12 protein-coding genes are annotated in these 20,106 nt (G+C 61.1%); 7 read left to right on the forward strand and 5 right to left on the reverse strand.

What is annotated here, in order from left to right; genetic code table 11:
- The first annotated feature begins 50 nt into the window (after positions 1 to 50).
- Together AB7I51_RS14805 and AB7I51_RS14810 are read left to right on the forward strand one after the other, a co-directional pair.
- Positions 51 to 1,064, forward strand: coding sequence for a hypothetical protein (locus AB7I51_RS14805; protein ID WP_428405206.1), 1,014 nt, complete (start codon positions 51 to 53; stop codon positions 1,062 to 1,064).
- Between the two features lie 12 nt (positions 1,065 to 1,076).
- Positions 1,077 to 1,202, forward strand: coding sequence for a hypothetical protein (locus AB7I51_RS14810; protein ID WP_428405207.1), 126 nt, complete (start codon positions 1,077 to 1,079; stop codon positions 1,200 to 1,202).
- Between the two features lie 94 nt (positions 1,203 to 1,296).
- Here the strand turns inward: AB7I51_RS14810 and AB7I51_RS14815 are convergent, their stop codons facing one another.
- The 4 genes from AB7I51_RS14815 to AB7I51_RS14830 form a co-directional block, all read right to left on the reverse strand.
- A complete protein-coding gene (locus AB7I51_RS14815; RefSeq protein ID WP_428405208.1) occupies positions 1,297 to 2,079 on the reverse strand; it encodes a hypothetical protein in 783 nt (260 codons plus the stop codon).
- 20 nt (positions 2,080 to 2,099) lie between these two features.
- The gene (locus AB7I51_RS14820) at positions 2,100 to 2,507 is read right to left on the reverse strand and encodes a hypothetical protein (protein ID WP_428406311.1); all 408 of its coding nucleotides are present in this window, start codon (positions 2,505 to 2,507) and stop codon (positions 2,100 to 2,102) included.
- A gap of 279 nt (positions 2,508 to 2,786) precedes the next feature.
- Entirely contained in the window at positions 2,787 to 3,911 is a 1,125-nt protein-coding gene (locus tag AB7I51_RS14825) for a hypothetical protein (RefSeq protein WP_428405210.1), read from the reverse strand.
- The gene (locus tag AB7I51_RS14830) at positions 3,826 to 4,779 is read right to left on the reverse strand and encodes a hypothetical protein (protein WP_428405211.1); all 954 of its coding nucleotides are present in this window, start codon (positions 4,777 to 4,779) and stop codon (positions 3,826 to 3,828) included. The genes AB7I51_RS14825 and AB7I51_RS14830 overlap by 86 nt, the downstream gene beginning before the upstream one ends.
- A 667-nt stretch (positions 4,780 to 5,446) precedes the next feature.
- Between AB7I51_RS14830 and AB7I51_RS14835 the strand changes: the two genes are divergently transcribed.
- The 4 genes from AB7I51_RS14835 to AB7I51_RS14850 all read left to right on the forward strand — a co-directional run bounded on the left by AB7I51_RS14835 (position 5,447) and on the right by AB7I51_RS14850 (position 13,579).
- On the forward strand, positions 5,447 to 5,665 hold the full coding sequence (locus AB7I51_RS14835; protein WP_428405212.1) for a hypothetical protein: 219 nt from the start codon (positions 5,447 to 5,449) through the stop codon (positions 5,663 to 5,665).
- Between the two features lie 631 nt (positions 5,666 to 6,296).
- Positions 6,297 to 9,887 (forward strand): plasma-membrane proton-efflux P-type ATPase, encoded by a 3,591-nt coding sequence (locus AB7I51_RS14840; RefSeq protein WP_428405213.1) that lies wholly within the window; start codon positions 6,297 to 6,299, stop codon positions 9,885 to 9,887.
- 240 nt (positions 9,888 to 10,127) lie between these two features.
- Positions 10,128 to 11,936, forward strand: coding sequence for an ABC transporter ATP-binding protein/permease (locus tag AB7I51_RS14845; protein ID WP_428405214.1), 1,809 nt, complete (start codon positions 10,128 to 10,130; stop codon positions 11,934 to 11,936).
- Between the two features lie 164 nt (positions 11,937 to 12,100).
- Positions 12,101 to 13,579: a glycoside hydrolase family 15 protein gene (locus AB7I51_RS14850; protein WP_428405215.1), complete on the forward strand. Its 1,479-nt coding sequence runs from the start codon at positions 12,101 to 12,103 to the stop codon at positions 13,577 to 13,579.
- On the opposite strand, the gene AB7I51_RS14855 is transcribed toward AB7I51_RS14850, so the two are convergent.
- Positions 13,576 to 16,953, reverse strand: coding sequence for a GH36-type glycosyl hydrolase domain-containing protein (locus AB7I51_RS14855; RefSeq protein WP_428405216.1), 3,378 nt, complete (start codon positions 16,951 to 16,953; stop codon positions 13,576 to 13,578). The genes AB7I51_RS14850 and AB7I51_RS14855 overlap by 4 nt on opposite strands.
- A 159-nt stretch (positions 16,954 to 17,112) precedes the next feature.
- Between AB7I51_RS14855 and AB7I51_RS14860 the strand changes: the two genes are divergently transcribed.
- The gene (locus AB7I51_RS14860; protein ID WP_428405630.1) at positions 17,113 to 19,983 is read left to right on the forward strand and encodes a discoidin domain-containing protein; all 2,871 of its coding nucleotides are present in this window, start codon (positions 17,113 to 17,115) and stop codon (positions 19,981 to 19,983) included.
- The last annotated feature ends 123 nt before the right edge of the window (positions 19,984 to 20,106 follow it).

Raw genomic sequence — 20,106 nt, forward strand, 5'->3', positions numbered from 1 at the left:
CTAGCACGTGGCTATGGAGCTGTTTCAAGACAGTCGACGGAATCCTCGCGTTGTATGAAATTTTCAACGAAAGGCTCGCCGTCGTCACACGAGAGCAGGCCGCAAAGGAAGGATCCGAGGACTGGCCTTCGAAACATCCTCCCGGCCTGTCATACTTTTCGGAATTCATTCCCTTGATCCGCGAAGAAGGCGGCGTCGAGAGCTATGATTTCAGCATGGGAATGGCGAGCTTTGTCCCGGTTGGCGGGTTGACCGGAAGACTGGCGAATAGCGAGGAACGCTATGTCTCCAGTCTCATTGCGCACGCCCAGCGCCTTGGAAAGCGCCCTCTCCTTTCCGACACAAGGACGCTTGGTCGCATACGCGCGCTCAAGCATTCCTTTGGCGGCATTCACATCCTCGTATACCGCAATCTCTTTCATCAATGGTGTTCATACACGGAGCAAATGGTTTACGACAACGCCACGTTTTTCAACTCGATCCGCACCATCATCAAAAATAATCAGCACGATCCCTATTTTGCTTTTCTTGCGAGGCGGTTCGACATCGAAAATTTGTCTAAAGATAGTAGCGATCTATTTTACGCTTTTGTTTTTATGCATCTTTATTTATACAGTCAGACGCTCGACGTCGTCGACGTCGTGCTTGACGTTACTCAAGTAGCGCAATCGCCTGAGCTGCGCAGGTCGATGGAGCGCGTCATCTTCGATCGCACGAGGATCACGTTAGACCTTTCTGACGCCAGATCGTCATTAGGGCTTTCCCTCGTGGATCTCGGTCCCCCGGAAGAATTAGCGCGAACATTGCGCTCGGGCATTGATGAGATGTTCGGTTTGGCGCTCTACAAGACCGCTCGGGGTTTCATCGAGCAAGCGATTGATGACATAAGTGAAGAATATGGCCGATATCGATTTTACGCCGGAACAGCGTCAAAGCTGATCGCCACGAGGGGAATCGCGAGCGTTTCGCACCGCGGCGCGTCGCGCGAGAAGGCCGACACGCTGAAGAACATGTCTTTTCGCCAAGTGCTTGGGCGAGCGATCAAGCTGATTGGCCTCGGTTAGTTCTCCTCGGACATGTTTACAAAGAACAAAATCCTGATCATGGCGCTGCCGGGGTTGGCGACGCCCAAATCGGAAAACGACGCCGGCTCGCCGGATGTTCTGAAAGAAATCTGGAAGCTGCTCGACAAGGCCGGATAGGGAGCGTCCGACCCGTCTTTGATGGAAATGGACAGACCGCAGCTTCGCATCTCATGAATTCCCGCCGACATGCGGGGCGGGAACTAAAACGCAGTCACCAGCGGCCCTGCCGCCGCAGACTTTCGGCGAGGTCTCCTGGATAGTTGTGCTGACCGAGATGCGTCAGCTTGCATTCAAGGTCGACCCACACCTTGCCGCCCATGTCGCGCCACAGACGGCAGAAGGCGAAGTCCTCCGAAAGATAACGGCCGGAGTCGGGATCGATCATGCAATCGTAGAAGCGCCAATGCAGATGCGCTTGGGGATTATTCGGCGGCCCGTCCGGCGTGTAGCGCAGATGCGGATAGCGTTCCATCATGTCGTAGAACACATGCCGTTTGACGCACATGAAGCCCGTCGGCGCCTCCGCCACTTCGACAAAACCGTCGCTGTCGGCGAATTCGCTCACCCGCTTCGAGCCATGGCCGATCGGATTAAAAGGATAATCGGTGTAGCGCTTTTCGAACTCTTCGCGCGTTGTGCCGGCGGGCAGGCCTTCTTTGGGCCAGTTGAAGCTCTTCATCGGATAAACGCCTGCCGCGATGTCGCGGTCTGCGAGCAGCAGGCGGCATACGGACTGCGGCGTGAACGCAATATCCGAATCGATCCAGAACAGATGCGTGAGCGATTCGTCGGACAGAAATTTCATCACCATCTTATTGCGGCCGCGCGTGATGAGACTTTCCGAATGCATGTGCAAAATGCACTTCAATCCAAACCGCGCGCTATGCCAAGTCAGATCGAAAATGCTCGTCACATAGTTCATGCTCACCGCTGAAATATAGCAAGGCGTCGCAAACATCACATTCATCGAATGCAGTTCTGAATCCGGAAGCATGTTCGTCTCTTCGGCGCGCTCTATTCCGCTTCTTGCTTCTTGGGGACTGAGCGGGGTTTCGGCGGCGGTTTTTTTGCGGGCGTTGTTGACTGACCAAGACCCGCAGAAATCCCGAACAATCGCCACTGCCCGTCCACCGGAGCAAACGCCAGATCGAAGTTAAGCTGCTGAGGGCCCGCAGGGAAGAAACCTACCAGACGCAACATGCCGTTCGCATCGATTTGAGGCGGCGAGGTTAGCTGCGGGTCAATCGCGGCGACGGCGGACAAGTCGAATTTGTCGCGCCGTTGGCCGGCGAAAATTTCAGAAAGACGCGCAGCTGTGTTGGTTTGAAACTGCGGCGAACCGAGATCGCGCAGAACAGTGTAAACGCCGGTCTTGTTCGCGTGATCGAGCGCAAGCAGGGACGAGCGCACCAGGATCAGCACGCCGGAGCGTTCAATGGGCGCAGCCTTCGCCGGCTGTTCGGCGCGCGCGAAACCCATCGGGCCGGCGCCCGCCAAGAACAGGCTCAAGGCGATTGCCGCGAAGCCGCGCTCCAGCGTGAAAAAACCGGTGGGGCCGAGTCGCAAACAGCCATTTTCGAACAAGAGGTCTTTCATTCCTGCCCCCATCGATCGGCGTTTTGCTGAGCGGCGCCTCGTCACGCGCCCTGCAAATAAGCCAAGTCCTTCTCGGCCGCACAACCATTGCGAACGGAGACGCAATCACCACTCTAAGAGACCGCCGACGCCGCCGCCGACGCCCCCATAGCGCATGCCGACGGCCAGACTTCCATTGAGGACGATATTCGGGTTCACGCGAACTTGCGCCATCGCGCCTAAAGCGTTCTGCCCACGGAAATTGCCCCATTTCGCCGAGACGCCGAATCTGGCGTCTCGCGAAATTGTCGGCGCGGTGCTGGCGATCGCCACCGCCGATCCTTCATAGCCGCGGCGGACCGACTTCTGCAGATTGCCGACGCTCTGCCAAATCCCCGCGACATTCAATCCGAGATTGTTAACCGCGCCCGATAGATTGGCGACAGAGCCGGGACTGTAATCGGATGTCGCGAGGTTTCCATTTGCGTCGGTTGTGACGAAACTTGTCGGACCGCTCTGCGCGGCGCGACTCGCCGCCGAGGTAATTCCCGGCGCCGTATAGGTGGTCGCGACTCCGCCGAGCATCGTCTGATTGGCGGCAGTATTGACTGCGCCCGCGCCGACCGCGGTTGCGTTGGCAAATCCCGCCGTATTCGCGCCCGCGCCGATGGCGGTGGAATTATCGGCGGTTGCTTGCGCGTTTTGGCCGAGCGCCGTCGCGCCGACGCCCGCGGCGTTGGCGTTTTGACCGAAGGCTGAAGCTGTGGCGCCCGTCGCCACCGAGCCTTGGCCGACGGCGGTGGCGTTCTCGCCGCTAGCGTTGGCGCGCTGCCCCGTCGCGGTGGCGCTCGCGCCATTGGCGACGCTGAACTCACCCGTCGCGGTGGCGTTGGCGCCGTTGGCGAAGCTGCTCGCGCCCGCCGCCGAAGCGAATTGGCCATTGGCGAGGCTGCCTCCGCCAGTCGCAGTGGCGAATTTGCCGTTGGCGAAGCTGCTCACGCCCGTCGCGGTGGCGGCGGAGCCGTTGGCTCGGCTGAACTGGCCTGTCGCGGTGGCCTGGGCGCCGTTGGCTTGAGCGTTCTGCCCCGTCGCCGTAGCGAAGTCGCCGTTGGCGAAGCTGTCCTGACCCGTGGCGGTGGCGCTCGCGCCATTGGCGACGCTGAACTCACCCGTCGCGGTGGCGTTGGCGCCCTCCGAGATACTGAGAGCTCCTGTCGCGGTGGCGTTTTCTCCGTTGGCGAAGCTGCTCACGCCCGTCGCGGTGGCGAAGTCGCCGGTGGCTCGGCTGAACTGGCCTGTCGCGGTGGCCTGGGCGCCGTTGGCTTGAGCGTTCTGCCCGGTCGGTGGTGGCGAAATCGCCGTTGGCTTTGCTGTCGTTCCCGGTCGCGGTGGCGAAACTGCCGTCAGCGAGGCTGCCTCGCCCCGTCGCCGTGGCGTTCGAGCCGTTGGCGTTGGCGTTCTGCCCGGTCGCTGTGGCGAAGTCGCCGTTGGCGAAGCTATTCTGGCCCGTCGCGGTGGCGTTGGCGCCCTTCGCGTTGGCGTTCTGACCCGTCGCGGTGGCGAATTGCCCGGTGGCGTTGGCGTTGGTGCCCGTCGCGGTGGCGTTGGCGCCATTGGCGAAGCTGCTCAAGCCCGTCGCGGTGGCGTTGGCGCCATTGGCTTGGCTGAACTGGCCTGTCGCGGTGGCGAAGTCGCCGTTTGCTTGAGCGTTCTGCCCGGTCGCGGTGGCGAAGTCGCCGTTGGCTTTGCTGTCGTTCCCGGTCGCGGTGGCGAAACTGCCGTCAGCGAGGCTGCCTCGCCCCGTCGCCGTGGCGTTCGAGCCGTTGGCGTTGGCGTTCTGCCCGGTCCCTGTGGCGAAGTCGCCGTTGGCGATGGCGTTCGCCCCCATCGCCGTGGCGTCTATTCCGTTGGCGTTAGCGTTCTGGCCACAGGCGGTGGCCGTGGCGGAGCTGTTGTCGGTCGCTCCGGCGCCATCGCCGATCAACCCTGGAGTGCCGGTAGAGGCCGAGCCGCAAACGAAGGCGTTCGCTGGCGTCGGCGCGAGCAATCCTGTGGCCAGCACGAGTCCGGTCGCGACGCTTCCCGCAAGGGCGCCGGTTAAGGCGCTTGTGCCGAACAACGCTTGGCGAGATAGACGTATTGCTTTGGAGGCAGGGTGAATACTGTGCCACGGGCGAGCAATATCTTTACTCGACATCCAATTCACCCCCCAGCTGCACGCTTTACTAAAGCGTTATGGGTAGCCGACGAAAAGTTACTATTCGCCAACTTCTCGGACGGTGAACTGAACCATCAGATTCCAATTTTCCCTACTGTTTCTGGAATACTTCCTGGTTCTGTCGCGTCGATTTTCGGACATTGTGACAAAGACGCCACAACTCCCGGATGCGCCGCTTGCCGGAAACAACCTCTAGCCTGGCGGTTTTGGCGCTATGACTCGATCAGGAGAGAAGTGAATCTGGCGCAGCGTCGACGAGCTGCGCAGCGCGGCCGCCAAGCGTCGATTTGCGGTACAGGGGCTGGCTCGCGCGCAGCGCTTGTACAGCCACGCCTTCTTGATTCTTGACGGACTCGATTCCCGGCGGATGCGGAGCATCCCTTTCGTCGGGAACCTGAACCTGAGGCATATGTGTCTGACTCACAAATCGGCGTGGGACGGCGGCGCGAACTGACGCAAGCGTCGCGCAAAGGATATTGACCAATTGAACGTCGCCGGCTGTCTATCTTGACGACAGCTTTCTAAGGACGGAACTTGACGATGATCCGAGCCGGTGGAGCGTTCACAAATGACAAGCCCGAACGATTGCAGCTCAGATGTCGCCATTTTAAAAGAAATTCGTGAACTGACAGGACGCATCGGCGACAAGCGCATTCAAACCATCCTGCGGTCGGTTATTGACGCAGTCGCCCTTAATCCTCAGCCGCTGCCGCCTCGCGCTCACGAATTGTTGCAGGCGGTGGTCAATGCGCTTAACCCGCAGCCATTGCCGCCTGGGCCATCCTAACGTCACCGGATAGGGCGGTTCCGCGACAGCGCCGATCGCGGCGAGAAGATCAGCGCCGCAGCAACGGCGCCATCCCGCCCAACATCTCAGCGATGACAATGTGAGCGATCACGGCGTCAGCAATGGGAGCGCGGTTGATGCGCGTAAGTTTTGTGCCGCAGGCGTTGAACTGCGGCGACTCGTTGAGGCGACGTCGGGACAGGTTTGAGTCGGTCGCTTGACCTGGTCGCTCTTCAACCCATCCTATTCCCCGCGTCACCGGCAATAGGCAACCTCCCTCGCGCCTATCGGTCGGATCGCTTCCGTAACCGACGCCCCAGCGTCGTCAGCACGTGCGCCCGAAGAAGCTTCGCGACAATTTCTTCGGGCTAGCGCCATTTCCTGCCCATCTCAAATCCTCCGCAAAGGCTCAAAATCCATGCTTCACGGAGGATCGCTTTTTAGGGCGCGGACCAATCCGGGCTGGCGCTGAACGCAGCACTAATGAAGACATCAAATTGTTGAAACTGCCCTTGAGAAGGAAACCATGTTCGCTTGACGCCCAATTCAAAATAACCCTCCAACCGAGACTCCTACAGGATCGGACTGAAATGAAATGCCTCAAATAAGTCCACTCCCCCCGACTCTCGAATTGAACCGCCAATCGACCACTGTCGCCGACGTCGAGACTGACACGTCTGCGCCCGACGCGGCGACGGGACTGACGGAAGCGGAAGCGACGCGGCGGCTCGCGGAATACGGAGAAAACGCCCTCGTCGAACAGAGGATCGGAGCGTTCGAGCGGCTTGCCGGATTCTTCTGGGGGCCAATTCCCTGGATGATTGAAGCGGCGGCCGTGCTCTCAGGCATTGTGCGGCACTGGGCGGATTTCGCCGTCATCGTCATTATGCTGCTGGTCAACGCCGGGGTCGGCTTCTGGCAGGAATACAAAGCAGACAACGCTATCGCCCTGCTGAAGCAGCGCCTCGCGTTGAAGGCGCGCGTGCGCCGCGACGGCGAATGGAAAGATATTTCCGCAGCGCGGCTGGTCCCGGGCGATCTCGTCGAAATTAAGCTCGGCAACATTATCCCCGCCGACGTGAAGCTTCTGTCCGGAGCCTATCTGAGCGTCGACCAGTCCGCGCTGACCGGCGAGTCGTTGCCTGTCGACAAGAAGGCGGGAGACGTCGCCTACTCAGGTTCGATTGCGAGGATGGGCGAGATGACGGCGCTCGTCACCGCCACGGGCATGAACACCTATTTCGGCCACACGGCCCGACTTGTCGAACAGGCCAAGACCGTTTCGCATTTCCAGCGGGCCGTGCTGCGGATTGGCAATTTCCTGATTTTGATAACAATCGGCCTCGTCGCGCTCATCGGAATCGTCGCGCTATTTCGCCACGATCCGCTAATCCAGACCATCGCATTCGTCCTCATTCTGACAGTGGCCTCGATCCCCGTCGCGCTGCCCGCGGTTCTCTCCGTCACCATGGCGGTCGGCGCGGAGCGGTTGGCCAAAATGAAAGCGATCGTGTCTCGGCTGGTCTCCATCGAGGAAATGGCCGGCATGAACATCCTGTGCTCGGACAAGACCGGCACGCTTACGAAGAACGAGCTCAAGCTTGGCGACCCATGGCTCGCGCCAAACGCCAATAAAGATGAGTTGATGCTGGCGGCGACGCTCGCGTCGCAACGAGAGGCTCCCGACGCTATTGACGCGGCGATCCTCTCTGCCGCGGCGACCGCCACGGCGCTGTCCGGAGCTCCATCCGACTATAAGGTACGCGCCTTCCATCCTTTCGATCCCGTGGCGAAGCGAACCGAGGCTGAGGTTGAGCGCGGTGGCGCGACGCTCAAAGTGGCCAAGGGCGCGCCACAGGTCATCTTCGATCTCTGTAAGCTCGATGCCGAAGGGCGACGCTTGGCCGCGGCGCAGGTCGAGGCTGATGCGGCCAAGGGTTTCCGCACTTTGGGCGTGGCGCAGACAGATTCTGGCGGCCAGTGGCGCTTCTTGGGATTGCTGTCGCTCTTCGACCCACCGCGTGACGACTCGGCTGAGACGATCGCGGCGGCGCGCGCGATGGGCGTCGACATCAAGATGGTGACGGGCGACCATGAGGCCATCGCCAAGGAGATCGCCGGCAAGCTCGGGCTCGGTCAAAATATCGTGGTAGCCGAGAAGGTTTTCGGAGACGACGCGGGCACAGATAAGCTCGCAGCCATACTTGCCGCAGACGGCTTCGCGCGGGTCTTTCCCGAGCATAAGTTCGAGATCGTCGACGCTCTGCAGAAAGCCGGGCGCATCGTCGGCATGACCGGCGACGGCGTCAATGACGCGCCGGCGCTGAAACAGGCCGATGTCGGCATTGCCGTTAGCGGCGCGACTGACGCCGCGCGCGCGGCGGCTGATCTCGTGCTGACGGCGCCGGGCCTCTCGGTCATCACCACCGCGATCGAGGAGGCGCGCCGCATCTTCGAGCGCATGACGAGCTATGCGATCTATCGCATCGCGGAAACCATGCGCGTCCTATTGTTCATGACCGCGAGCATATTGATTTTCAACTTTTACCCCGTCACGGCGATCATGGTCGTGTTGCTCGCGCTGCTCAACGACATCCCGATCATGATGATCGCCTTTGACAATGCGCCTTTCGCGGCAAAGCCAGTGCGTTGGGACATGACCCGCGTCCTGACCATTGCTTCGGTTCTGGGCGTCTATGGCGTATTGGAAAGCTTCGGCCTCTATTGGATCGTGCGCGACTATCTCGCGTTGCCGCCGTCGGTCGTGCAGCCATTGATCTTCCTGAAGCTGCTCGTCTCGGGCCACATGACCATCTATCTCACCCGCAACAAAGGACCGATCTGGGAGCGGCCCTGGCCGAGCTGGAAGCTCGTCCTTCCCTGTGAGACTACCCAGGTTCTGGGCACGCTGACCGTCGTCTATGGCTGGTTCATGGCGCCGACGGGCTGGCCGCTTGCGCTGATGGTTTGGGGCTATACGCTGATCACCTTCTTTGGGGCGAGCGCCGCGAAGCTCGCCGCGTACCGTCTCCTGGAGTATCGTTCTACCAGGCAGGCTCGGCATCTCGCTCGCGTTGAGCTCGCCTTCGCCGGGCGCCGAATTGCCCCTGAATTTCAGTCGGCGCTGGCGGCCGCGATCGCCATCGCCGGCCTCGCGGCCGGAACTTATTGGCTCATGGAGCGGGCGACGGCGCCGGGCGGATATGTCACTGAAGCCATTGATCGTGGCTCGGTCGTTCGAACCGTGAAGGCGAGAGGTTTCGTGGAGGCGGCTGAAACCTTTCTCGTGACTCCGAGCGTTTCGGGCGCCATCGACGCCATTTATTGCGACGTCGACATGCAAGTCAAAAAAGGCCAGACATGCGCCCGAGTTGATCCGACAAGATTCGAAGAAGCGGTGGCGCGCGCAAAGGCTGAAGTCGCGATAGCGCAGGCGCGATTACAAGAGGATCGTGTCGCCCTCTCAAAAGCCAAGCTCGTTTTGGAGAGAGATCGACGGCGGCGGGGTCGGCGTCGCGTTTCGAGTGACGAACTTAGCGATCACAAGCTGGCGTATGATTCCGCGAATGCGAAAATTGCCCTCGACGAAGCCGCCATCACGCAAAATCAAGCTTCCTTGAATGCCGCGCAAACCGACCTCGCCAGCGTCGATATCATTGCGCCCGCGCCAGGAACCATTATCTCTCGCCACATTGCGCTCGGACAAATCGTCGCCCCGATAGCGGAAGCGCCCGCCCTCTTCACAATCGTTGGCGACATGGCGCGAATGAAGGTCGTCGCTCGCGTCGCCGAGCGGGATGCGGGCGAGATCAAGCCCGGCGACAAAGCGACGCTGACATTGGATCGTCTCCCCGATCGTTCCTTCGAATCGACAGTCGTCGAGGTCCGGTTGAAGCAAACGATGCAATATGCGGCGACCTACGAGGCGTTGCTTCGAACCGACAGTTCGCAACTGGCGCTCAAGCCTGGCATGGCGGCATCGATCCAAATCATTACGGCGCGACGCGACGACGTGCTGCGCATCCCCGATGCTGCGCTCGGATTTCTGCCGAAAGGCGTTGCGGCGCCTTCGCCTGGCGCGGGGGAAAGCCTGTTGTGGATCCTGCGCGACGGAAAGCCGGCGCCAGTGCTTGTGACGCTCGGACTGAACGACGGCAAATACTCGGAAGTCGTGGGCGGCGAGCTGAAAACTGGCGACCGCGTTATCGTCGCCGCACATTGACGCCAACGTCTCCTTGGAACCTTTGTTCCGCTCGAACGCCGCTTGTGGCCGCGCGATCCCGCGCGCAGCCAATAGCGCGACCTTCACAAGGGCGCGACATTCGTGTTCGGCGCTTCAGGACTCGCGAGGCGCAACACGCCAGCGGACGGATTAGCTGTTGCTCTTGAGGTGGAGGCTTAGGCAAGATGGACGCTTCCGGATAGCGTTTGAGCGCGCCGGCTTCGAGTGAGCGGACGAGACATGACCAACACGACTTCGGACCCGCGCGCGCCAAGCGCGAACAATGGATTCATTTCCTTATTGAAGACGATGGCGAGTCTGCTGCGACTTTCCCACCAGCGCTCGGCGTTAACCTCTCTCGTCGTTGGTCTTGTCGGGGTTATCGGCGTGACCGCCTATGCACAGGTCAAGCTCAATGCCTGGAATCAGCCATTTTATGACGCGATCGAGCGGAAGGATTTGTCGACCTTCCTCAATCAGCTCGTCATTTATGGAGTAATTGCCGGCTCCTTGTTGATCCTGAATGTCTCACAGACTTGGCTAAATCAGACTCTGAGAATGAAATTGCGAGAAGGTTTGACGCGCGATCTCTTCGAGCAATGGCTAGTGCCAAGGCGCGCTTTTCTCCTCGCCGGCGCCAGCGAACTTGGCGAGAACCCAGACCAACGAATTCACGAGGACGCCCATCATCTGGCGGAGCTTTCAACGGATCTCGGCATCGGACTCTTCCAGGCCTCCCTCCTGGTCGCAAGCTTCATAGGAGTTTTGTGGAGTCTATCGACTGGCGTCACCTTCCATTTGGGCGAACGGAGTTTCGCGATACCCGGCTATATGGTGTGGGCCGCCCTTCTTTACGCCGCCATCGCTTCTTTCGCGACGTGGCGTGTCGGAAGACCGCTCATTGATTTAAATGCGACGCGCTACGCGCGTGAGGCCGAACTTCGCTTCGCGTTGGTCCACACTTCCGTGCATTGTGAAGGCATTGCCGTTTACCGCGGCGAGCGCGAAGAGCGGGCGCGCCTGGATGGCGAACTCGACCGCCTTCTCGCAGTCCTGAAGAAACTCGTCGCCGCCACGACCCGGCTTACTTGGATGACCGCGGGTTATGGCTGGTTCACGATCATCGCTCCTCTAATCGTGGCCTCTCCCGCTTACTTCGGCGGCGATCTTACCTTCGGCGGCATGCTGATGGCTGCTGGAGCCTTCACACAGGTCCAAACGTCTCTGCGATGGTTCGTCGACAACACTGGCCCAATCGCAGATTGGCGGGCGACGCTGTTGCGCGTCGGCGCTTTTCGTTTGGCGCTGCTGCAAATGGACACAGTCGGAACAGGCGATGAGCGCGTCAAGCTGTCGACGATCGAGACCAGCGAGATCCTGCTCGAAAATCTGAAAATACTGTCTCCTGCGGGCTGGATAATTTTGAGCGAGTCCCACGTAAAAGTTGCGCCGGGCGAGCGTGTCCTTATCGTGGGCGGGGTCCGTTCAGGCAAAACGAGTCTATTTCGCGCAATTGCGGGATTGTGGCCTTGGGGCAGCGGCAGGATCGAACTGCCGACGACAACAATGTTTCTGGCGAAGCGGCCTTATATCCCTGAAGGATCATTGCGCGAAGTTCTCGCTTATCCCTCAAAGCCGGAAACGTTCTCCGATGCCGAATACCAAGCTGCGCTTTCTCGTGTAGGACTTTCTTATCTCTTTGAATCTCTCGATCTCGAGTCGCATTGGGACAGGGATCTTACCGATCCCGAGCAGCAGGCCATCGCCTTCGGGCGACTGCTGTTACAAAGGCCCGCTAGCGTCGTCGCCGACACGGCGATCGAGACGCTTCCGGTGCCTTTGCGCACGGAAGTCATGGAGATTTTTGAGCAGGAACTCGCCGGAGCAGCGCTTCTTTCGATCGGCAGCGAACGCGAAAAGAGCGCATTTTATACTCAAGTGGTCGAACTCGCGTTGGAGCGTGGCGGTCAACGTCTCAAGACGCCTGACCACCTAGGGCGCCAGTCTTCGAACGCCTCATTGGCGAAAGCGACAAGCGTAGCCGAATAGGGGTGCGCGTTTCATTTTTATGCTGAGTCGGGCCAATTGAACGAAGCCGCGGTCACGGCGCCATTTGAGACGCACGACAAGTCGCTTCCATACGCGCTCAAGCCGAAGAGGCCGAAACGATACCGCGAGATGCGCAGCAAGAATGGCCGGTCAAGGAGGCGGAGATGAACCAGGAGTTGAATGGACTCTTGGAATGGACGAGGGAGCAGCATTCTTTCTGCGCGAAGGCGATGTTGCGTGCGGTCTCCGCGACGAACTTGGTAAAGCGTCGACCCGCATTGGGGCAGACAGTACGCCCCGCGCGCGGATCGATCGTCGCCTCGCCCGAAATGGCGGCGTATGATCCGAAGCCCGACTATTTCTTTCATTGGCTGCGCGACTCCGCGATCGCCGCCGACGCGCTGCGCGAAGCCATCGAAGATGAAACGTTCGAGCCCTCCGAAGTCCGGCATCTTGTCGACTTCGTCGATTTTAGCCTGAAGCTTTGTCGGCTGGACGGCCCGTCGTTCCTGCAGCGCGGCGGCTATCCCGAAACGGTCGAGCCGTCCTTTCTTGAGCATGTGCGGGCGCGCGCCGAGATCGCCGACATCTCCGGCGACAAGACATTGGGCGAAGCGCGCTACAACGCTGACGGAAGTCTCGACGTAATGAAGTGGGGCCGGCCCCAAAATGACGGCCCTGCGTTGCGCGCGCTTGCGGTGATGCGCTTTCTCTCCCTAGACGCCTTTAGAGCGCGGGCGGGAGAAACCGCCCTGGCGCTCTTGCGCTATGATCTCGACTATACGCTTTCGCATTGGCGACTGACTTGTTGCGATCTGTGGGAGGAATGCATTGGCTTCCATTACCACACGCGTCTCGTCCAGCAGGCGGCGCTCGACGAAGGCGCCAAATTCTTGGCCGCGCAGGGCGATACGACGCGCGCGGCGGGCTGCGCCGCTGCCGCAAGCGCGCTTCTCGCCGAGCTCGATCGACATTTCGATCCAGAGGATGGCGTCTATCGCGGCCGTCTGACCGAAACGGACGCTGGGCGGGACGCGTCCGCGCCACGGCGTCTCGACATCGCCGTCATCCTCGCGACTATCCACGCGGGTCGACGCGCGGGTCTGCATAGCGTCGTCGATCCCAAGACCCTCGCAACGCTGGCCGCGCTCGAGCGCTTGTTCGAAACGGAATATCAAATAAACCGCACGCGTCCCGCCAATTGCGCGCCGGCGATCGGCCGATATGCCGGCGACAGCTATTTCAGCGGCGGCGCCTATTACTTTTCGACGCTGGGCGTGGCGCAATTTTGCTTTCTTCTTGCGCAGGCCGCGGCCGAGAAGGAAGAAATCATCGTCGATGAGGAAAGCCGCGCGCCGCTCGCCGCTCTTTTGCAGACGCCCGCCGCCTCTCTCTCGATCGGCGCGCTTGCTGCACAGCATCATGAACGGCTGGCGACGGCGGCGCTTCGCCGCGGCGATATGTTCCTTGCGACGGTGCGCCGCTTTACGCCGGCGTCGCGCGAATTGGCCGAACAATTCAGCCAATATGACGGGTTGCCGACATCGGCCGACAATCTTACCTGGAGCTACGCCTGCTTTATCCTCGCCCATGCCGCGCGCCGACGCGCTGCTCGCGCAATCGACGCGCGCAACGCAAGCTAGCAAATTGTCAATGACAGGCGGTTTACGCCTTCCGTAATCCGGCTCAGCGCCGCTTCTATCGGAATTTCGGCGGCGCCGAGGCGGTAGGGGTTGGCGCGACGCTCGAAGGGTAGATCGGCGCCGTTGAGGTTCACGCCGACCAGCCCGCAGCCGATGCGCGCGATCCTGTAGCTCACCTCGAAGCGACGGCCAAAGAGCGTGACCTCGATCCGCAACCCGTCCAAACTGGGCGGGATCGCCGGGTCGAGGACGAGCGCCGACTTTTCCTGGGTCAGTCCGAGGACGCAGCACAGGATCAAGCGGACGGCGACGCCGGGTCCGCTGGAATAGACCCGCCAACCGCCCTCCGTCGGAACGTTCCCACGCATCACGCCGCTGTACTGATCGCGAGCTTCATAGCGGTCGTCGAAATCGGCGTCGGAGCTGGTGAAATAGCAATTCGCCTGACGCAGCGCCGCCGAGGGAACGAGACTGCGCACGCCAATCGGGTTCGCTTGGCAAAGCGCGCGAAAGAACCCCTCCGCGTCGCCGTAGCGCCACAGCGCTTCGGCGTAGCGTAAATGAGCGTGCATGTACATCAGGCCAATTTCGCGGCCAAAGAAGGCGGCGCTTTCCGCCCGCCGAAAATATTTTTGCAGGCCGCCGCGATATTGCATCGGCTGATCGAACAGTCGTGCGCCATCGGGCGCCGTCAGATGACGCTCGATCAGCGCGAGATGCTCGCGCGCCTGCTCGGGCGTGAACAGGCCGGCGATAATCGCGTGGATTATGGGAATCAGGCGATAGGAAACGCCGGTCGTTGTATCGCGCGGATGCAGTAGATATTCGACATCGTCCGTCTCATGAAAAAAGGCGAGGCCCGCAAGCACGCCGTCGATGATCAAGAGGCGTTGGAAGTCACTTCGCACGCGTTCGGCCTGACGACGCAGACGCTCCGCCTCGACCATCAGGCCCAGTCGCTCATAAGCGTCAGCGAGCGCGACAAAAGTCTGATGGTGCAGCGTCACCGTCCAGGAGCTGCAAAGGTTTTCGCGCATGCTCGCATCGGCGGGCTGCAAGGAGTCATTCCAGTCGCCGTGACCATAGGCGGCGAGATCAGTCCCGCAAATAACGCGGCGTTCGATGAGGGACAGCGCCCGCTCGACATGCCGCTCGATCGTCGCGCGCTCACTCGCCGCGTCTTCTTCGTCGAAGAAGGGCGCCTCCTCATCGAGAATCGACCGATCCCCGGACGCGCAGAGATATTTCGCAAGCGCCAGCAGCGGCCAGAACACGATGTCGCCGTGGGAATCCTCGGCGCGGCTACGCCTGTCCCGCTCGAAGACCCCGAACCATTGCGGCCAATCGCCATCCGGGTTCTGCTGACGAAATAGACGCAGCAGAAGGTCGCGCAACGGTTCGAAACGGCCAAGGGCGAGGAGCATTTCGGCGGGTCCCTGGGCGACATCGCGGGCGCCCCAGCCGCCGCCGGTAAATTGTTCGAGACCACGCGGCGCGAGGTAATGGACGAGCGCATTTTGCGCAAACCAGGGAAGGATTTCGCTGAGCCGCGCCGCGTCTTTAGCCAGAGGGCTGTCGGCGGGCGCGAAGATGCGGAGCCCCAGCGACATGCCTTGCCAATAGCGATCGGTTTCCATGGCCGCCGCCGGCTCGGGCGGCAACAGGCGGCCCTGGATACGAAAGCAGATCGAGCTGGCAGGCGCGACGATGAGGCACAGGAACGGCTCGCGCCGCGATACGCCGTCAGTAAAGAGCGCTTCATCTCCAGCGACCCTCTCGAGGGATGCGCCTGGCAATAGATCTATGCGGAAGCCGCCGTGGGGAAAGCGTCTTCCGACCTCGCTGTCCGCATTTGGTCGAACGAACACGCCTGCGCCGTCCTGCTCATAGCGCGGCGGCGCCGCGTCGACGCCGTCGTCGCCGTCGAGGGCGATGCGGTTCGACAGGAGAAAGCGCAGCGGCGCTCCCGAGAGGACTTCGATGGTGAGACGCAACTCATGGGTCTCGTTGAGCGCACGGCTCTCGACCCGGATCAGTCCTGCCTCATGCTTGTAATGCCAGCGGCAGGCTTCCGGCGTCATTTCGAAGGCCGAGGGCTCGTCGAGCAAGCGCCATCCATCGCCCGCGTCGACAAACAACCGCTGGCCATGCGAGCGGAATAGGCCGAGATAGCTGCGGGTCGTGGAGAGAAACCGATTAACGCTTACGTGACCCTGAGTCAGCATCGAATTGAACACGCCAGACATCCAGACGGTCGAGGTCATCGCCGCCTCGTCGGGAATGAGACCGCCCCCGGTGCGCAGGATATGTCCATGGGGCCGCAACACGGCGCGCTCTTTCGCGTTGAGCGCGACGTGACTGCGCTCGCCGGTAAAGAAAGATAAAAGGCGGCTGTCCTCGCGCTCCGCTTCCCGTATGTCATCGCCGTAAAGATTGACGATCTCGGCTTCACTCAGCTCCATGGCGTCGAGCAGCGGCGCGGAACAGAACAGGCTCGGCGGGACCGAAGCGTCTTGTCCGCCAGCGCAGTTGGAGCAATCGGATTTCGCTTCGGGAAGCGCCAGAGCCAGATCGACGAAAGCCAAATCCGCGGGCGACGTCGCCGCCGGATGGTCCGGTTCCAGCCAGCCAAAGAAGCCGCATTCCGCTCGTTCTCCTTGCTCCAATGAGATTGGCGCGTCCTGGATGGCGGCAAGGGAATGCTCGTGCTGGAGACGTTTGCCTGCTAGCCCTTGAGTCAGGGCCGCAGGGATTTCGCCAGCGCGCGTCGCGAGACCGTAAACTTGCAAGGCGTCGGTGGCGAAATTGACGCCACGCCGCAGAGAGCCGATCACGCACCAAGGGTTGCGTCCGCCGGCATGTTGGTTCTGGCGGGAGGCGACGACCACGCCCCGCTCCGGGTGCACCAGAGGCGAATGATCGACATATTGGCTGACATAATATTCGTTCGACCGCACGGCGCCGTAATCGGCGAGCGCCAGGTCCTGCGCATAGATGAGATCGAAGGTTTGCAGAGCGTCGCCATGATTTTCCAGCGCGAGGCGCCAGAACCATGCGGCGGCGGATGAGGAAAGAAGCAGCGTCAGCGAAAAGCTGATATTCCGCCATTCGCCCAGAAGCGTCATGCTGCGATTGTCGAATTTCACCGTCTTGCGCGTCAGCGGCGCGAGCAGGCCGATCGCCTCGCCCTGACCATCCAGTCGGCGCAGAAAAATGTTCGCCGGTCCGCCCTCGATGTCATCGCCGAGGAACAGATTGACCAAGACCTCTTGATGAGACATGCGCCGAATTGAGCCATTGGCGTTTGCTGTAACGGTCAATCCGGATCCGCTTTGCAAGCGGCGGCGATTGATAGTCTGCGAGCTGTCTGCCATGCGGTCGGCGACCCTTTCGTTTTGCGATGTGGCGTCGGCGCGCAATCGAACTCACGCATCCTCGCCGAGCCTGAGCCTCGTCCCGGCGGCCGAAAGAACCAACTATATATCGAAGCCTAGGCACCATCGCGGAAGTCCGCAGCCTTCCAAAGGAGAGCCATGAACGTCCCGCGGAAAGCGATGTGGAAGGCGTGCGCCAGCAGCGACGTTCCAAGACATGCGATCGACGATCGCTACGCCACGATTTGGGTCTCGGATTCCTCTGAAAAGCCCTGGCTCGAGATCGATCTCGGCGTCGTCGCGACGCTCGGCGGACTGGAAATCTACTGGGGTCATCGGTCGCCGCGCGAATATGCATTCGCGGGCTCTCTGGACGGCGAGTCCTGGACGAATCTTTGCGCCACCCGACATGGCGAGGGCGGACAGGAGGTTTTCGGCTTCCCGCCGACACAGGCCCGCTTCGTGCGCTGGAGCTGCGAAAATCCGGATCGCCGGCCAGGTCCTGAGATTGTGGAAATCAACCTGTACGCACCCGCAGACGCGGTTTCGACATTGGAGGAAGGCCGGATCGCCGCGCTCGGCCACGCGCCGGTCAGGCTCGCGGCGGGCGAAAGCATCACCGTCGATCTCGGCTATGTCCGATCGGTGGCAGGGACGCTGGTGGACTGGGGAGAGACCTATGGAACGGACTTCTCGGCCTATCTATCCGAGGACGGCCAAGAGTTTCGAGAGCTCGGCCGTATCGCCACCGGAGAAGGCCAGAGCGACAGTTTCTGGTGGCCCTGCGAGGCCAGCCGCTACATTCGACTGACCGTTCACGCGGCGAGCGCGCCTGACGGCGCAATCGTCAACGAGCTCAAGCTCCGCATCCCCGACAGGGATCGGATGCCGATCGGCCAATTGGAGCAAGCGGCGCGCGCCGGACGCGGCGATCTCTACCCGCAATCGCTGCTCGGACGCCAAGTCTATTGGACCGTGCTGGGAGAATTCGAGCAAACAGAAGAAGCGCTTTTCGACGAATATGGCAATCTCGAACCAAGACGCGGCTCGGCCCAAATCATGCACCTGCTTCGCGTTGGGGCAAAACTCATCGGCGCGCCCGCGAGCGAAGAAATCCGCTGCTCTCTCGAAAGCGGCTCGCTGCCGATCCCGAGCGTCATCTGGTCCGTGGAGGACATTGAGGTTCGGGCGACCGCCCTCGCCCATGCCGGCCAGGCGCTGGTCGAATATCGGATCGTCAACCGCAGCGGCGCGCCTCGCGACGGCGCGCTCGTGATGGCGGTGCGGCCGGTTCAGATCAATCCCTATTGGCAGCATGGCGGCCACACGTTCATCGACGCCATTTGCGTCGAAGGCCGGAACGTGCTGGTCAATGATCGCGTCCACGCCGCCTTTTCGCTCGACCCGGACGTCGTCACCGTCGCCGAATTCGACGACGGCGACGTCGTAAGACTCATCGAAAACGGCGCGAAAGCGACGGACCGGAGCCTGCGCTCTGAGTCGGGCCTTCTCAGCGCCGCCTTGGAGTTTGCTTTTTCACTGCCGCCTGGGGCGAGCGACGCCGTCATTGTCGCCGCGCCTCTTTATGAAGGCGTCGCGCCTGACGCCAGCGTAACGTTCTCCGTCATCCGCGAAAGCGTCGCCGATGGCTGGAGGAAAAGGATCGGTCCCAGGAGGATTGCGGTCGGCGATCGCGAGGTTACCGAGACGGTCGAAGCGCAAACCGCGCTGATCCTCGTGAATGCCACACGATTCGCTTTCAAGCCCGGTCCGAGAAATTACGACCGCATATGGATACGCGACGGCTCCGCCCAGGCGCTCGCCTTGCTCTGGGTTGGATTGATCGATGAAGCGAAAGCTTTCGTCCTCTGGTATTCGAAACGAATTTGCGCGAACGGCTTGGTTCCGCCGATCCTCAATGAGGATGGCGCGCTCAACCATGGTTATGGAAGCGGAATCGAGTTCGACGCTCAGGGCGAATTCGTCGGCATCGCGGCGGAAACATACCGGATATCCAAGGATCGCGACTTCCTCGCCGCGATTATCGAACCCGTGGTCCGAGCCACCTTTTACATTGAAGCGCTTTGCGCTCGCACCAATGCGCGGCATGGGCCGGAATCCCGATTTCACGGGCTCTTGCCGCGCTCGATCAGTCATGAGGGCTATGGCGAGCCGACTTACAGCTATTGGGACGATTACTTCGCATTGAGCGCCTGGCGCAATTGCGAATATCTGGCGAACGAAGCGGGCGAGCAGGAGACTGCGGCGCGCGCCAAAGCAAGGGGACAGGCGTTCGCCACAAATCTCACTCGCTCTCTTCGCATGACCGCGGAGCTCCTGGGCAAAGGAGTCATCACAGGCTCGGCCGACCGTGGCGACATTGATCCGACGTCGACATCGATCGCCTTCGAGCCCTGCCGCGTCGAGGATGTGCTTCCGCACGAGCTCCTACAAGCGACCTACGACCTCAGCGCCGCTCGCATCAAGTCAATCAGCGCGCCGGATTTCGAGGGCGGCTTCACGCCCTACGTCATCCGCAACCTCAACGCTTACGTGTCGCTGGGCAGATTCGAAGACGCTTTTCGTCTGCTCGCCCTCGCGCTCGATTGCCGGAGGCCCAGAAATTGGCGGCATTGGGCGGAAGTCGTGTGGAGCCCGCCTCGGGCGCCGCAATATATCGGCGATATGCCCCACACCTGGGTCGGCGCTGAGTTCGTTACCGCCGTTCGAAGGATGTTGGTCCAAGAAAATGGCGGCGCGCTCGAGCTGTTCCGCGCCGTTCCTGACGAGTGGTGGGAGGCAGAAGGCATAAGGCTGCAAAAGCTGCCGACAACCTTCGGCGTCATCGATCTCCGAGCCCGTCGAGAAAATTGCACCGCGACAGTCGAACTCGCCTTGACGGGTCCGCCGCCAGAGCGCGTGACGATACGCTATCCCTCAGCTCGGCGCGCTTTGGCGGATGGAAGGCCGTGCGAGATCGACGGCGACGTGATTACTTGCGCATGTTTCAGCACGCTGCTGATCGACTAGCCGCAATTATTCATGAAGCGAATGTTTGAGGCTGGCGAGCGTGGCATAGAGCGCTGATACGGCGTAGGATTCGGGTGTCTAAGCCAACCTTACGCGCATTCCGCGCCAGCCACGCCCGCCAAT

Origin of the sequence: Methylocystis sp. (assembly GCF_050246715.1) — a bacterium.
Classification (GTDB): domain Bacteria; phylum Pseudomonadota; class Alphaproteobacteria; order Rhizobiales; family Beijerinckiaceae; genus Methylocystis.

Excerpts from the sequence above, each read along its gene's own strand:
- AB7I51_RS14815 (WP_428405208.1), bottom strand. The coding sequence starts at position 2,079 with ATGCTTCCGGATTCAGAACTGCATTCGATGAATGTGATGTTTGCGACG.
- AB7I51_RS14810 (WP_428405207.1), top strand. The coding sequence starts at position 1,077 with ATGTTTACAAAGAACAAAATCCTGATCATGGCGCTGCCGGGGTTGGCG.
- AB7I51_RS14850 (WP_428405215.1), top strand. The coding sequence starts at position 12,101 with ATGAACCAGGAGTTGAATGGACTCTTGGAATGGACGAGGGAGCAGCAT.
- AB7I51_RS14855 (WP_428405216.1), bottom strand. The coding sequence starts at position 16,953 with ATGGCAGACAGCTCGCAGACTATCAATCGCCGCCGCTTGCAAAGCGGA.
- AB7I51_RS14860 (WP_428405630.1), top strand. The coding sequence starts at position 17,113 with ATGAACGTCCCGCGGAAAGCGATGTGGAAGGCGTGCGCCAGCAGCGAC.
- AB7I51_RS14845 (WP_428405214.1), top strand. The coding sequence starts at position 10,128 with ATGACCAACACGACTTCGGACCCGCGCGCGCCAAGCGCGAACAATGGA.
- AB7I51_RS14835 (WP_428405212.1), top strand. The coding sequence starts at position 5,447 with ATGACAAGCCCGAACGATTGCAGCTCAGATGTCGCCATTTTAAAAGAA.